At 60.7% G+C, this 14338-nt stretch carries 12 protein-coding genes; 6 read left to right on the top strand and 6 right to left on the bottom strand.

Translation table 11 applies throughout. The features are described 5' to 3' along the window. The first annotated feature begins 59 nt into the window (after positions 1-59). Entirely contained in the window at positions 60-227 is a 168-nt protein-coding gene (gene rpmG, locus J5N58_RS11865) for a 50S ribosomal protein L33 (RefSeq protein ID WP_006727600.1), read from the top strand. An 840-nt stretch (positions 228-1067) separates the two neighbouring features. Here rpmG and J5N58_RS11860 read toward each other — a convergent pair. Then, entirely contained in the window at positions 1068-2444 is a 1377-nt protein-coding gene (locus J5N58_RS11860) for a PleD family two-component system response regulator (RefSeq protein ID WP_112828905.1), read from the bottom strand. Between the two features lie 14 nt (positions 2445-2458). Further along, positions 2459-2830 carry a response regulator gene (locus J5N58_RS11855; protein ID WP_099057498.1) on the bottom strand — a complete coding sequence of 124 codons (372 nt, stop codon included), beginning with the start codon at positions 2828-2830 and terminating at the stop codon, positions 2459-2461. A 137-nt stretch (positions 2831-2967) separates the two neighbouring features. On the opposite strand from J5N58_RS11855, the gene J5N58_RS11850 reads away from it, so the two are divergent. Continuing rightward, positions 2968-3261: a DUF3572 domain-containing protein gene (locus J5N58_RS11850; protein ID WP_244710890.1), complete on the top strand. Its 294-nt coding sequence runs from the start codon at positions 2968-2970 to the stop codon at positions 3259-3261. Then, positions 3262-3897 (top strand): hypothetical protein, encoded by a 636-nt coding sequence (locus J5N58_RS11845; protein ID WP_244710888.1) that lies wholly within the window; start codon positions 3262-3264, stop codon positions 3895-3897. On the opposite strand, the gene J5N58_RS11840 is transcribed toward J5N58_RS11845, so the two are convergent. After that, a complete protein-coding gene (locus J5N58_RS11840; protein ID WP_113448712.1) occupies positions 3882-4487 on the bottom strand; it encodes a GNAT family N-acetyltransferase in 606 nt (201 codons plus the stop codon). The two genes, J5N58_RS11845 and J5N58_RS11840, sit on opposite strands and share 16 nt — an antisense overlap. Positions 4488-4558: 71 nt before the next feature. Here J5N58_RS11840 and J5N58_RS11835 point away from each other — a divergent pair, with 71 nt between their 5' ends. The 3 genes from J5N58_RS11835 (at position 4559) to J5N58_RS11825 (ending at position 8292) form a co-directional block, all read left to right on the top strand. Then, on the top strand, positions 4559-5845 hold the full coding sequence (locus J5N58_RS11835) for a DNA polymerase IV (RefSeq protein ID WP_113437992.1): 1287 nt from the start codon (positions 4559-4561) through the stop codon (positions 5843-5845). Between the two features lie 201 nt (positions 5846-6046). Further along, positions 6047-6826 (top strand): YoaK family protein, encoded by a 780-nt coding sequence (locus J5N58_RS11830; RefSeq protein ID WP_112828910.1) that lies wholly within the window; start codon positions 6047-6049, stop codon positions 6824-6826. 215 nt (positions 6827-7041) lie between these two features. Then, positions 7042-8292 (top strand): L,D-transpeptidase family protein, encoded by a 1251-nt coding sequence (locus J5N58_RS11825; protein ID WP_113444038.1) that lies wholly within the window; start codon positions 7042-7044, stop codon positions 8290-8292. 114 nt (positions 8293-8406) lie between these two features. Here the strand turns inward: J5N58_RS11825 and dnaE are convergent, their stop codons facing one another. The 3 genes from dnaE to J5N58_RS11810 all read right to left on the bottom strand — a co-directional run bounded on the left by dnaE (position 8407) and on the right by J5N58_RS11810 (position 14338). Then, on the bottom strand, positions 8407-11889 hold the full coding sequence (dnaE, locus tag J5N58_RS11820) for a DNA polymerase III subunit alpha (protein ID WP_244710962.1): 3483 nt from the start codon (positions 11887-11889) through the stop codon (positions 8407-8409). A gap of 440 nt (positions 11890-12329) precedes the next feature. Next, on the bottom strand, positions 12330-13019 hold the full coding sequence (locus J5N58_RS11815; protein ID WP_113444039.1) for an ABC transporter ATP-binding protein: 690 nt from the start codon (positions 13017-13019) through the stop codon (positions 12330-12332). Positions 13020-13030: 11 nt separating this feature from the next. Next, entirely contained in the window at positions 13031-14338 is a 1308-nt protein-coding gene (locus J5N58_RS11810; RefSeq protein WP_244710886.1) for a lipoprotein-releasing ABC transporter permease subunit, read from the bottom strand.

Raw genomic sequence — 14338 nt, 5'->3', positions numbered from 1 at the left:
GCCAGATTTGCCGTGGACCTCGGTCGTCCACGGCTTCGTTTATTAAAGGCAGGACGACCATGGCCAAGGCTACAACCATCAAGATCAAGCTGCTGTCGACGGCCGACACGGGCTTCTTTTACGTCACCACGAAGAACAGCCGTACGATGACGGAAAAGATGACGAAGACGAAGTACGACCCGGTCGCGAAGAAGCACGTCGAATTCAAGGAAACCAAGATCAAGTAAGACTTGATCCGACAGGTTTCAGCGGAACGGGCGCGTTGTCTGACAACGCGCTTTTTTCGTTTCAGGACCGGGACATGAACTGGGCCTGCCCGGCACGCGACATTTGCCCCGGAATAAATCCGGCCCAACAAAAAAGGCACCGCGCCTCATCGGCTGCGGTGCCTTTCGTATTGGGGGCCGGTCAACATGCAAAAACGGCACGAGGAACCGTTTTGATATTGCATGTCAACCGACCGACCCCACGACCCAGGAGATGCGGCGGACCTGAGCATCATGGGGTATCGCTTGCCTCTTCAGAGGCGTTTTCCTTGTTAAGGACAACTTCCTCCAAATCGGACGAAAAATCAACATTTTCTTAACTCTTTTAAATTGGAGTTACCGCTATGGTTAAAATCATCACTAACGGCACTATTCTTATTAAGGCGAATACATAGGTATATTCCCGATCACATCGATATTCAGCCAAAATACTTTCGGGCAAATCTGAGAAAAAACGCATTGTCGTGCCACGACGACACAGTTTCGAAGCGCCATACAGATACATGGCACCGATTTCCCAGCACAAATAAATGCCGGAGAAACTCCGAAATGCATAAAAAATCGTGAGAAAGACTTACGAGAAAGCTGAAATTTAAAAACAACCAGTAAGCGAGCTTATCGAGTCGGCATCGGATACTGTACCGGCGTCATTTTCCTTGCGATGACCAAGGCTGGAAATCGCGCGACACATTGCTTTTCAAGATAGTGGTTCAAGGAAAACGCGGACGCAATCCCCCAATACGGGAGGTTGACAGCCCTCGACGGATCGAAACCGCTTAAATTGGAGTGCGAGGCTGTTTCTCAGGCGGCTGCCGATGTGACGACGCGATTGCGGCCGCCAGCCTTGGCCTGATAGAGCGCGCGGTCGGCCTGCTTCAGCAGTTGTTCGGGCGTCTCGATCCCCTGCCCCAGCGAGGCGATGCCCATGGATGCCGTAACGTCGAGGCTTCCTTCCGCCGACTTCAGGGCGAAGGACCGGGATTCGATGATGCCGCGCAAACGCTCGGCAATCATCGCGGCAATATCCGGCGGCGTGTCGGGCATGACCACCACGAACTCTTCTCCGCCGTAACGGCAGGCGAGATCGGCACCGCGGACTGTCGAACGGATGCGGGAGGCAAACTCCTTCAACACCTCGTCACCCGCATCGTGGCCATAACCGTCATTGACCTGCTTGAAGCGGTCGATATCGGTCATGCAGATGGAAAGAGGACGGCCACGTGCCTTGGCCCGCGCAAAAAGCATCTTGAGATGATTGTCGAGATAACGACGGTTGTGAAGGCCCGTCAGCCCGTCGGTGACGGCAAGCTCGATCGTCTGCTTGACGCTGTTTCGCAGCCTGTCATTGAAACGCTTCCGGCGGATCTGCGTCAGGCAGCGCGCGACAAGTTCGTTCGGGTCCAGGGGGCGCATGATATAGTCGTTGATGCCCAGATCGAGCGCCCGGATGACCGTAGGTTCGTCGCCATGCTCGGTAATCAGCAACAGCGGAATGAAGCGGGTGCGCTCCAGGGACCGCAGTTGCGAGCAAAGGCGCAACGGATCGTAGTCCTCCAGATTGCCGTTGACGATCACCAGATCGAAGGAATTCTCCGCCGCTTCGAAGACCGCAGCCTGGGGATCGGACATCGCGCTGACGACCGCGATCGGCTTCAGGGTCTTGATGATGCGTTCCTGGGAGGCGGCGCGGCTGTCGACCAGCAGGATCTGCGCCTGTTCTTCCAGCCGGCCGTCACTCAAGCGGACGGGGTCGAACATGCCGATGTCGTGCGCGGTTTCCGCACGCATCCTGAGTTCGTCGCTGAGCGTCTTCAGCCGCACCAGGCTCTTGACGCGGGAGATGAGTTGCAGGTCGTTGACGGGTTTCGTCAGGAAATCGTCAGCGCCCGCCTTCAGGCCGCGCACACGATCGGAGGGCTGGTCGAGCGCAGTTACCATGACGACCGGAATATGCGCAGTTCGGGGGCTGGCCTTCAACCGTTCACAGACTTCGAAGCCGTCCATTTCCGGCATCATGATATCGAGAAGAATGACGTCGACCTGAGTGCGCTCGCAGATATCGAGGGCGTCGCGGCCATTGTCGGCGGTCAGTACGTCGAAATATTCGGCAAGAAGCCGCGCCTCCAACAATTTCACGTTGGCGGGGATGTCATCGACGACAAGAATTCGCGCAGTCATCCTTCACCATCCCCTCAAGCGTCACCGAGATATGTCTTGATCGTCTCAATGAACTTCGGCACCGAGATGGGCTTCGAGACATAGGCCTCGCAACCGCCCTGACGAATGCGCTCCTCATCACCTTTCATGGCAAAGGCTGTGACCGCAATGACCGGGATCACATGCAGTTCCGGGTCCTCTTTCAGCCATTTCGTTACCTCAAGCCCCGAAACCTCCGGAAGCTGGATGTCCATCAGGATCAGGTCGGGCCGGTGCTTGCGGGCGAGATCGAGCGCTTCCATGCCGTTGCGGGTCTGGATCGTCTCGTAACCGGAGGCCTCGATAAGATCGCGGAAGAGCTTCATGTTCAGCTCGTTGTCTTCGACAATCATTACCTTCTTGGGCATAAACCAGTCCTTCGATCCCTTCCAGCGCCCCGCCAGCGGTCAATTCCCGATAGCAGTCTGCACTTTCCGTATCCCGACATGCTAAGGTGATTTGGTTGAGAAATAGGTAACTCGCCGGGGCAATACGGAAAGCAACGATGAAAAACAGTAATATAGGCGTTCCCGCCGAAGAAACGGCAGTCTCGGTGCTGACATGGCTCGCGGGCGAACCGGACATGTTCGGGCGTTTCCTTGCGCTGTCCGGAACGCGGCCCGATCAGTTGCGCCAGTCGATCAAGGACCCGGCCTTCCTTGCCGGCATGCTGGATTTCCTGATGGCGCATGAACCGACGCTGCTCGCCTTCTGCGAAGCGACGGGAACGGCACCGGAGGACGTGGTCCGCGCCTCGCAGCACTATACCGGCCCGACCCTCGGCTCGGGAGAATACTGAATGGCGCCGGATCTCGACGGCATAGCGCTCACCGACCGCCCGCTCGTCGTCTGCGACGTGGACGACGTCGTGCTTGAGTTCGTCACCCCCTTCCAGACCTTTCTCGAGAGCCGTGGGCATCGCCTCATCCACCGCTCCTTCCGGCTGCATGGCAACATTGTCAGCGCCGCTGATGACACCGTTCTCGAGAACGATGTGGTAACCGCCCTGATCGAGGCCTTCTTTGCCGACCAGGAAGCGTGGCAAACGCTGTTTGCCGAAGCCGTCGGTGCGCTGGGCCGGATCAGCCGGCAGGCCGATCTCGTGTTTCTCACCGCCATGCCGCCGAAACACGCCGCCGCCCGCAGACGGCTGCTCGACCGATTTGACCTTCGCTATCCCATGATTGCGGCAGATGAAGCCAAGGGGCCCCTGGTCGAACGCCTTCACAAAAGACGAACCCTCCCCCTCGCCTTCATCGACGACATGGTGTCCAATCTGCATTCTGTCGGCGAGCATGTGCCTGAATGCCTTCTCGTCCATCTTCCCCCTCCGGTCGAGATCCACAAATTCGCCCCCGCCGCCGGCGAGCATGTCCGCAAGGCGCGCGACTGGGCGGAAGCCAGCAGCCTCGTCGCCGCTCACATCGCCGGCTGATCCGGGTCGGCAAGCACGAGCCGCATCAGCGGACGTCCGGCCTTACGCAGGGCCACCTCCCGAAAGCCTGCGGCTGCGAAGATATTGGCCGGCCCGACAAACAGACTGACCGATTTCGACTGCTTGGCCCGCTGCATGGGACAGGCCTCCAAAAGACGGGCGCCGCTCTTCCTGGCGAAGTCGACGGCAGCGCCGAGCAAGGCATGGCTCAGACCCTGCCCCCTCCTCTTGCTGGTCATCATGAAGCAGCTAACGGCCCATACCCGGGGATCTTTCGCATCCGCCTCCTCCAGCGGGCGGGACACGGTTCTCGGTGAATTCCAGTTCGGTACATCCGCCCTCGGCCCGACCTGCACCCATCCGAAGGGTTCTCCATCGATGTAGCCGATGATACCGGGAGGCGGCTCCCGTCCAACCCGAGCGCGAATGAAAGCCTTCTTCTCATCGGCCGAGGCCTTCTGACGCTCGGGCGCGGGCATCCGGAAATATGTGCACCAGCAGCCATAGCATGCCCCCTGGGGTCCCATCACCTTTTCGAAATCCGGCCAGAAATCCGGTGTCAAAGCTCGGGCGAAGAAATCCCGCTGCATAGACCGCTCTCCTCACTTGTCAGGATGGAGGCTAGCGCCTAATCTTCCGATGTTCAACCTTTGTTCTCGCAATGATGACCGACAATGCAGATTTTCCGGGCTTCTGTCGCGACTGCCTGCGCGGGCAGCCGGAAGGATTGAGGCGTTGCAAAGCCTGCGGCAGTCCGCGGCTTCTCTACCACCGGGAACTCTATCGGCTGACACTTGCCCATATCGACTGCGATGCGTTTTATGCGTCCGTGGAAAAGCGCGACAATCCAGAGCTTGCGGACAAGCCCGTCATCGTCGGCGGCGGCAAACGCGGCGTCGTTTCCACCTGCTGCTACATTGCGCGTATCCATGGCGTCCGCTCGGCCATGCCGATGTTCAAGGCACTGGAAGCCTGCCCGCAGGCGGTGGTCATCAAGCCGGACATGGAGAAGTATGTCCGTGTGGGGCGACAGATCCGCTCGATGATGGAGGAGCTGACGCCGCTCGTCCAGCCGCTCTCGATTGATGAGGCCTTCCTTGAACTCAAGGGTACGGAGCGGCTGCATCACGATCCGCCGGCGCGCGTGCTCGCCCGTTTCGCCCGCAAGGTCGAGCGGGAAATCGGCATCACCGTTTCCATCGGCCTTTCCTATTGCAAGTTCCTGGCCAAGGTCGCTTCCGACCTGCAGAAACCGCGTGGCTTCTCGGTGATCGGCCAGGAAGAGGCGCTCTCCTTCCTGGCCCCGAGACCCGTCACCACGATCTGGGGCGTCGGAAAAGCCTTTGCCGCGACGCTGGAGAAGGACGGCATCCGCACCATCGGCCAGTTGCAGGAGATGGACGAAACCGATCTGATGCGCCGCTACGGCACCATCGGCCAAAGGCTTTCCCGCCTCTCGCGCGGCATCGACGACCGTGAGGTCCATCTCAACGAGCCAGCCAAGAGCGTTTCGGCCGAGACGACGTTCTTCGAAGATATCTGGCGCCACGAGGATCTTGTCGTTCACCTGCGCTCCTTGTCCGAGAAGGTCGCCTGGCGACTGAAGAAAAGCGGGATTGCCGGCCAGACCGTTGTGTTGAAACTCAAGACAGCGGATTTCAAAGGCCGGACGCGCAACCGGCGGCTGGACGATCCGACGCAGCTTGCCGACAGAATTTTCCGGACCGGCCTCTCGCTGCTCGAAAAGGAAACGGATGGCACGCGCTACCGCCTGATCGGCATCGGCGTGACGGACCTTACCGATGCCGCGACCGCCGACCCGCCCGACCTGATCGACGCACAGGCCGGCCGACGCGCCAAGGCGGAAGCCGCCATGGACAAGCTTCGCGACAAGTTCGGAAAGGGCACGGTGCAGACAGGCTACACCTTCGACCGCGGCAACAAGTAATGCCAGCTCTGACTGCCGGCAACGGCATGGGGCTTGCCGCACAGCCTCGACGCACATCGGCACCGGCTCGGGAAAACGCTTCCATTTCGTTGTACGGATGACAAACGGCAAAACTTGAATTTCCTGCACGGGCCGCCGTCGTATATCTTGGCAGCGATCTTCCGCATTTCATCGACAAGCCTGAGTCGGCAACCTGATCCCATGAGCCAGCCACCGCATCGACACCTGCCAGTTCGCATTTTCAGAACCGTCACCGCCCATAGCCGCACCGGGCCGAGCGATCTTCTCCTCGGAGCCTTGCTGGCTTTCGTGGCGGGCGCAACCAATGCCGGCGGTTTTCTCGCGATCGGGCAATATACCTCGCACATGTCCGGGGTTATCTCGGCGGTTGCCGACAATCTGGCGCTCGGCCTTTTCACGCTGGTCGGCGCCGGGCTGATAATGCTTTTCAGCTTCACGGCGGGTGCCGGCGGTTCGGCGATCCTCATCAACTGGGGGCGCAGGAATGCCCGGCGCAAGCAATATGCCTATCCAATTGCATTCGAGGCCGTCCTGCTTTTGAATTTCGGGGCCATCGGCCCGGTGATCGGCCATATTCCGCAGGCCGGGATATGGGTGGCGGCCCTGCTTTGCTTCATCATGGGCCTGCAGAACGCCACGATCACGAAAATCTCGGGCGCCCGCATCCGCACCACGCATATGACCGGCATGGTAACCGACATCGGGATCGAACTCGGCAAGCTCACCTACCGTTTTTTCGGCCGGCAATCGGCGCTGCCGCGCGTTCAGCCCGATATGCGCAAGCTCAGGATCCTCCTGCGCGTGGTCGCGATGTTCTTCCTCGGAGGCCTCGTTGGTGCCCTGGGCTTCAAGCATCTCGGCTACGGCTTCTCCATGCCGCTTGCCGCGCTTCTTCTTGTTCTCGCAAGCCCCCAGCTCCTGTCGCCGGCCGCCCGGCATAGAAAAACCGCACCAAATTAAGCATTGCAGTAGAACGGCTCAGCTCATTCGCCCGAACAATGCGTTTCGACAGGAAGATCGAGTTGTCGCGAGCCGATCTTGCAGTCCCCGGGCAGGATGAGCGCGCCAGCGGCGTGCCGGAACACAAGGTTGTGATGGCCGCAACCCCTTCAAACTTTCCTTAAACTTCGGCAATTATTTTAGCCGGAACTGTATTGCGTATGGGATCGTTTCGTATGTTCAAGTCCCTTGCCGTTTCCATCGGCCTTCTTTGTGCGACCGCGCTCACCTCTCCGGCCCTGGCGGGAAATGGCGGCACCCTGCAGATCTTCGTTTCCAAGAGCGATCAGTCGCTCGTCGTCTATGACGGCGGACAGGTCGTGGCGACGTCGAGGGTCTCGACCGGGAAGCAAGGGCATACGACCCCATCCGGCATCTTCTCGATCCTCGAGAAGCGCAAATATCACGAATCCAACCTCTATTCGAACGCGCCGATGCCGTGGATGCAGCGTATCACCTGGTCCGGCGTGGCGCTGCATGAATCGAACAGCGTGCCGAATTATCCCGCATCCCATGGCTGCGTGCGCCTGCCCGCCGCCTTCGCCAAGGCGCTGTTCTCCATGACCGAGCGGGGCGCGCATGTCATCATCACCGACGAACCCGTGCAACCCGTGAGCATCAGCCACAGAACGCTGTTTTCACCGCGCATACCCGCCCCGGACGGCATGCTTCTGTCGGATGCAGAGCTGCGGCCGACCACCATCGACGCCTCGCTGAAACCCGTGCAGGTGGCGATGGCTGACGTTCTGCCGAAAGCCGGCGCATCCGCCAAGGTCGTACTGGAAGAGCAATCCTCGCCGCTGCGGATACTCATCACGCGCCGCGGCATGCGCGAAACGGTTCTCGACGCCCAGACGCTTCTGCGCGAACTCGGTTTCGATGCAGGCCTGCCGGACGGCCATATCGGCGAACTGACGATCTCGGCGGTCAATGGCTTCAAGCGCTGGAAAGGACTTTCGACGAGGGGCGAACTCATCACGCCGGAATTCGTCGAGGCGCTCTACAAAAGCGCCGGCCGCGGCGAGCCGCCCAGGGGCCAGATCATGGTGCGGCGGGATTTCAAGCCCGTCTTCGAGGCTCCCATCGGTATCAGCGATCCCGAAATCGCGCTCGGTACGCATTTCATCGAGGCGACCGACGTCAACCGGCTCTCGGGCAAGGCGGAATGGCATGCGGTGACGCTCGAAAACGATCTGCCGCCGAAAATGATGAAGCGTCTCGGCATCACGGCTCCCGCCGGCGATACCGCCATCCACGATGCGGCGAGCGCCCTCGATCGCATCCAGATTCCCGACGACATCCGTCGGCGCATCGAGGAAATGCTGAGCGAAGGCAGTTCGATCACCATTTCCGACAACGGTATCAGCCCGGAAACCGGCCCAGGAACCGATTTCATCACGATCACCCATCTCGCCCGAAAAGGTTGAGGTAGCGACCCGCACGGAAAAGACAGATCGTCGTGAAAGTCGGAGAGGACTCGGAGGCCGGCTGACCGTGCCCGTCGGGACCCTTGCGTGTCCGTATGGGCCCCCGGCTATCGGTCAGACGAGTTCGACATCCACCACGCCGGGGGCGGCCCGCATGGCCGCCGCGATCTCCGGGGATATCCGGTATTTCTCGTTCAGTTCAACCTCGATCTCCCGCTTGCCGTCCTCCTTGATGACAATAAAGAAGACGAGGCCGTCGCCGCGCGTGTTGAGATGCGCCGCTACCGTCTTCAGTGGTCCGCTGTCGCGCACATAGACACGCAGCGTCTTCTGCATCTGCACGGATTTTTCCTCGAGCGACTGCGCCGTCTGGATGCGCAGACCGATACCCTCTGGGCGTTCGTCGGCCTGGACCGTGATGACCAGCGATTTGCCCGCCTCGAGAAGATCCCGGTACTGATTCAACCCCTCGGAGAAAAGCACGGCTTCGTACTGACCGGAAGAATCCGACAGCGTGACAATGCCCATCTTGTTACCGGTGCGGGTCTTGCGCTCCTGGCGGGAGATGACAGTCCCCGCCAGCCGTCCCGCCGTCGCGCCCTGACGCACGGACTGGGAGAAATCGGCGAAGGTCTGCACGCGCATCTTCTCGAGCAGTGACCGATAGGAATCGAGCGGGTGGGCCGTCAGATAGAAACCCAGGACCTGGAATTCGCGCAGCAACTTTTCCGAGGGCAGCCAGGCATTGTAGGCCGGAAACGAGATGCGCTCCGGTCCGCTCGCGCCACCTGAACCGAACATGTCGGACTGGCCGCTGACAGCATTCTCCTGGGCGCGCTGGGCATAACCAAGAATGCGGTCGAGACCGTTGACCAGTTGGGCGCGGTCATGACCGAAACAATCGAAGGCGCCTGCCGATATCAGGCTTTCGAAGACGCGCCGGTTGATTTGCTTCGGATCGATGCGCAGGCAGAAATCCTCGATGGAAGCAAAGGGCTTGTCGCCCCTGACCTCGACGATGTGCTCCGCGGCGGAATCACCGACCCCCTTGATGGCGGCCAGGGCGTAATAGATCCGGTTCTCGCCGACCTCGAAACGACGGTAGGACGTCTGCACCGATGGCGGGATGACGGCAATGCCGAGCCGGCCTGCATCCTGCCTGAAGTCGTTCAGCTTCTCGCTGTTGGCCATATCGTAAGTCATGGTCGCGGCGAGGAATTCCACCGGATAATGCGCCTTGAGATAGGCCGTCTGGTAGGAAACGATGGCGTAGGCGGCGGCATGCGACTTGTTGAAACCGTAGTTCGCAAACTTCGCGAGCAGGTCGAAGATGACATCCGCCTGGTTCTTCGACACGCCGTTCTCGACGGCGCCGTCGACGAAGCGGGCGCGCTGCTTGTCCATCTCCTCCTTGATCTTCTTGCCCATGGCGCGGCGCAGAAGGTCGGCTTCGCCGAGCGAATAGCCCGACAGCACCTGGGCGATCTGCATGACCTGTTCCTGGTAGACGATAACGCCCTGCGTTTCCTTGAGCAGGTAATCGATCTTCGGATGGACGGACTCGATCTCCTCCTCGCCGTGCTTGCGGGCGTTATAGACCGGGATGTTCTCCATCGGTCCCGGACGGTAGAGCGCCACGAGCGCGATGATGTCCTCGATGCAGTCGGGGCGCATGCCGATCAGCGCCTTGCGCATGCCGGCACTTTCCACCTGGAACACGCCGACCGTCTCGCCGCGCGACAGCATCTCGTAGGTCTTCTTGTCATCGAGCGGGATCGCCGAGAGATCGACCTCGATGCCGCGGCGGCGGACGAAATCGACGGCCGTTTTCAGAACCGTCAGCGTCTTCAGGCCGAGGAAGTCGAACTTGACCAGGCCCGCCTGTTCGACCCACTTCATGTTGAACTGGGTGACCGGCATGTCGGAACGCGGATCGCGATACATCGGCACGAGTTTCGACAGCGGCCGGTCGCCGATCACGATGCCGGCTGCATGGGTCGAAGCGTGGCGATAAAGACCCTCGATCTTCTGCGCGATGTCGAGGAGGCGGGCAACGACCGGTTCCTCGGCGGCAGCCTCCTGCAGCTTCGGCTCCTCCTCGATCGCCTTGGAAAGCGGCGTCGGGTTCGCCGGATTGTTGGGCACGAGCTTGCAGATCTTGTCGACCTGACCGTAGGGCATTTCGAGCACGCGGCCGACGTCGCGAAGCGCGGCGCGCGCCTGCAACGAACCGAAGGTAATGATCTGCGCCACCTGCTCGCGCCCGTATTTCCGCTGCACGTAGCGGATCACTTCTTCGCGGCGGTCCTGGCAGAAATCGATATCGAAGTCCGGCATCGAGACGCGTTCGGGATTGAGGAAGCGCTCGAACAGCAGCGAAAAGCGCAGCGGATCGACGTCGGTAATGGTCAGCGCATAGGCAACGAGCGACCCCGCGCCCGAACCACGGCCGGGGCCGACCGGAATGTCATGCTGCTTCGCCCATTTGATGAAGTCCGAAACGATCAGGAAGTAACCCGGAAACTTCATGCGCTCGATGATCGAGAGCTCGAACTCAAGCCGTTCGCGATAATCCTTTTCCTCGAAGCCGGCGGCCATGCCGAGCGCGGACAGGCGGTGTTCGAGGCCTTCGACCGCCTGGCGCCGCAACTCCTCGGCCTCTGCCCTTTCGGCCTCCTCCGCATCGGAGCCGACACCGGCGAAGCGCGGCAGGATGGGCTTGCGCGTATCGAGGATGAACGAGCATCGCCGGGCAATCTCGATCGTATTGTCGAGCGCCTCCGGCAGATCGGCGAACAGTTCGCACATCTCCTTGCGGCTCTTGAGGTAGTGATCCGGCGTCAGGCGGAAACGGCTATCGTCCGACACGATCGCGTTATGGGCAACCGCCATCAGGGCGTCGTGCGCCTCGTAATCGGCCCGGGTCGGAAAGAAGGCCTCGTTCGTTGCCACGAGCGGAAGATCGTGCGCGTAGGCAAGCGACACCATGCGACGCTCGTGACCGCGATCATAGTCGCCATGGCGCTGCAATTCGACATAAAGCCGGTCGCCGAACAGCCGCTTCAGAGTCGAAAGCCGCGCTTCCGCCAATGGCCGATGCCCATCCTTCAAGGCCATATCCACCGGCCCCTTGGCGGCGCCCGTCAGGGCTATCAGGCCGCCGGTCCCAAGCTCGTCCAGCCAGGAGACCGATATATGTACCGCCTGGCTTGAATCCCCGCCGAGATAGGCGCGACTCACAAGATCGACGAGACGTTCCGCGCCTTCGGAGTCGGCCGCAAGCAACACGATGGCCGGATAGCCTGCGCCATGACCGACGCGCTTTTCGCCGTCGGCATCCTCCATGTCGATCGACAACTGGCAGCCGATGATCGGCTGAATGCCGTCCCCGACCGCTTTTTGCGAAAATTCGAGCGCAACGAAGAGATTGTTGGTGTCCGTGATCGCGATGGCGGGCTGGTCATCCGAGACGGCCTTGCCCAGGATCTTCTTGAGCGGCAGAGCGCCTTCGAGCAGGGAATAGGCCGAATGCACCCTCAGGTGGACGAAGCCAGGACCGCCTTTTACGACGCCCGTACCTGCTTCCGCGGCGGCCATATCACCCATCTCTGTCCGATCCTCAACTTACCAAGACTCGGTCCGATTTTCGACCGACCGAGCCGTGAAGTCCAGACCGGTTCGGCGAAGCCTCGGCGATCTCTACAGAAATGGTGCGATGGTCAAAGCGCCATCAGAAACACCGACATGCTGGCGACGAACATAGTAATGGAGGCGAATGCGGCGACATCACGAAGAATTTCAGTCATGGCTCTCTCCTACTTTTTATGTTTTTATTTTGTTCCACATATGTTCACATGTCAACCAAAAAAAAGCTGACGGCCGAATGCAACAGGAACAGAGTTCCGGAAGACGGCCGACGTCATGACGGTCGCTCAGCGACGTAAAGGAAGAGATCTGCGGCCACGCGGGGCCGTGACCGATCGATCAGGCCGGGTCCATGTAAAAAGAGAGAGAGCGAGCCGGCGGCGGGGCCTGCGTCAGGCGCTGTAATCCGCGACCTTTCCGTCGATCAGGGTCACGCAGCGGTCCATCCGAGCCGCCAGTTCATGATTGTGCGTGGCGATCAGGGCGGCGAGCCCCGACTGGCGCACCAGCGCCTCCAGCGCTGAGAAGACGTAGGATGCCGTCTCCGGATCGAGATTGCCGGTGGGCTCGTCGGCCAACAGGACCAACGGTGCGTTGGCCACCGCGCGGGCAATCGCCACGCGCTGCTGCTCGCCGCCGGATAATTCGGCCGGCCGGTGATCGGCCCTGTGACCGATGCGCATGTAATCGAGGAGCTGCGACGCGCGTTCACGCGCCTCCTGCTTCGAAAGTCCCGCGATCAGCTGCGGCATCATGATATTCTCGAGGGCGGAGAATTCCGGCAGGAGGTGATGGAACTGGTAGACGAAGCCGACCGAATTGCGGCGGATCGCCGTGCGGCGGTCATCGGAGAGCCCCTGGCAGGCAACGCCGCCGATGGTGACCTCGCCCGCATCAGGATGTTCGAGCAGACCCGCCACATGCAGGAGCGTAGACTTGCCGGTTCCAGACGGCGCCACCAGGGCCACGGTCTCGCCGCTACGAAGATTGAAATCCGCCCCTTTCAGGATGCCGAGCAGGGTGTCCCCCTGGCCGTAATGGCGGTCGATGCCGGAAAGCGAAAGAACAGTCTTGGAGGCCATCGGACGTTTCCTTATTCGTAGCGGAGGGCCTGGACCGGATCGAGGCGCGAGGCGCGCCAGGCCGGGAAGATCGTCGCCAGGAAGGAAAGGCTGAGCGCCATGACGACGACAGAAACCGTCTCGCCGAAATTCATGTCGGCCGGCAGCTGGCTGAGGAAATAGAGTTCCGGATCGAAGAGGACCGTGCCGGAGACCCAGGAAAAGAACTGCCTGATGGATTCGATGTTGAGACAGACGAGCACACCGAGCAGCACGCCGGCAAAAGTACCCGCCGTACCGATGGCGGCTCCCGTCATGAAGAAAATCCGCATCACCGCACTGGACGTCGCCCCCATGGTGCGCAGGATGGCGATGTCGCTGGACTTGTCCTTCACCAGCATGATGAGGCCCGAGATGATGTTGAGCGCGGCGACGAGCACGATCAGCGTCAGGATCATGAACATCACATTGCGCTCCACCTGCAGGGCGGAGAAGAAGGTCTGGTTGCGCTGGCGCCAGTCGGTGATGAAAATCTGGCGACCGGCGGCCTCCTCGATCTTCGGGCGCAGTTCGTCGATGGCATCCGGATCGGACACGAACAGCTCGATCGACTGAACGATGCCTTCGGCATTGAAATACAGCTGGGATTCCTCGAGCGGCATGTAGATGATCGAGGAGTCGTATTCCGACATGCCGATCTCGAAAACGCCGGAAATCGGATAGGACTTGACCCGTGGGTTGACCCCGAGCGGGGTGACATCGCCTTCCGGGGAGACGAGCGTGATCGTGTCGCCTGCCCCGACGCCGAGTTCCGAGGCCATGCGCGAGCCGATCAGGACGCCCTGCCCGGCAGCGAAACCAACCAGATCGCCCTGGCGGATATTGCCGGAAACCTCGGAAAGCTTGGTCAGGTCGTCCGGCCGGATGCCGCGCACGAGCGCGCCAGTTCCGGCGCCCGCGCGGCCGGAGGCGAGCGTCTGTCCCTCGACCAGCGGCAGAGCCATGGTCACGCCCGGAATGGCGGAAAATTTCTGGGCGAGATCGGCATAATTCTCGAGTGGGCCATCCACAGGCTGCACGATCATATGACCGTTGATGCCGAGGATGCGGGAGATCAGCTCTGTCCGAAAACCGTTCATCACCGCCATGACGATGATGAGCGTTGCGACGCCGAGCATGATGCCGACAAAAGAGAAACCGGCGATCACCGAGATGAAGGCCTCCTTTCGGCGGGCGCGCAGGTAGCGCCAGGCAACCATTCGCTCGAAGGCGGAAAACGGCCGGCCGACAGATCCCTGCTCGGCCGCTTCCGTCGCGTTGCCGGCGACTGCACTCGTCAT

This window comes from Paenirhizobium cremeum, assembly GCF_022884085.1.
Classification (GTDB): domain Bacteria; phylum Pseudomonadota; class Alphaproteobacteria; order Rhizobiales; family Rhizobiaceae; genus Allorhizobium; species Allorhizobium cremeum.
Note: the sequence above shows the minus strand (reverse complement) of the source record. Positions and strands in the feature narration are given on the sequence as shown.

Excerpts from the sequence above, each read along its gene's own strand:
- J5N58_RS11860 (WP_112828905.1), bottom strand. The coding sequence starts at position 2,444 with ATGACTGCGCGAATTCTTGTCGTCGATGACATCCCCGCCAACGTGAAA.
- J5N58_RS11845 (WP_244710888.1), top strand. The coding sequence starts at position 3,262 with ATGGCGCCGGATCTCGACGGCATAGCGCTCACCGACCGCCCGCTCGTC.
- J5N58_RS11835 (WP_113437992.1), top strand. The coding sequence starts at position 4,559 with ATGATGACCGACAATGCAGATTTTCCGGGCTTCTGTCGCGACTGCCTG.
- J5N58_RS11850 (WP_244710890.1), top strand. The coding sequence starts at position 2,968 with ATGAAAAACAGTAATATAGGCGTTCCCGCCGAAGAAACGGCAGTCTCG.
- J5N58_RS11855 (WP_099057498.1), bottom strand. The coding sequence starts at position 2,830 with ATGCCCAAGAAGGTAATGATTGTCGAAGACAACGAGCTGAACATGAAG.
- J5N58_RS11830 (WP_112828910.1), top strand. The coding sequence starts at position 6,047 with ATGAGCCAGCCACCGCATCGACACCTGCCAGTTCGCATTTTCAGAACC.
- J5N58_RS11825 (WP_113444038.1), top strand. The coding sequence starts at position 7,042 with ATGTTCAAGTCCCTTGCCGTTTCCATCGGCCTTCTTTGTGCGACCGCG.
- J5N58_RS11810 (WP_244710886.1), bottom strand. The coding sequence starts at position 14,338 with ATGACGAGTGCAGTCGCCGGCAACGCGACGGAAGCGGCCGAGCAGGGA.
- J5N58_RS11815 (WP_113444039.1), bottom strand. The coding sequence starts at position 13,019 with ATGGCCTCCAAGACTGTTCTTTCGCTTTCCGGCATCGACCGCCATTAC.
- rpmG (WP_006727600.1), top strand. The coding sequence starts at position 60 with ATGGCCAAGGCTACAACCATCAAGATCAAGCTGCTGTCGACGGCCGAC.
- dnaE (WP_244710962.1), bottom strand. The coding sequence starts at position 11,889 with ATGGCCGCCGCGGAAGCAGGTACGGGCGTCGTAAAAGGCGGTCCTGGC.
- J5N58_RS11840 (WP_113448712.1), bottom strand. The coding sequence starts at position 4,487 with ATGCAGCGGGATTTCTTCGCCCGAGCTTTGACACCGGATTTCTGGCCG.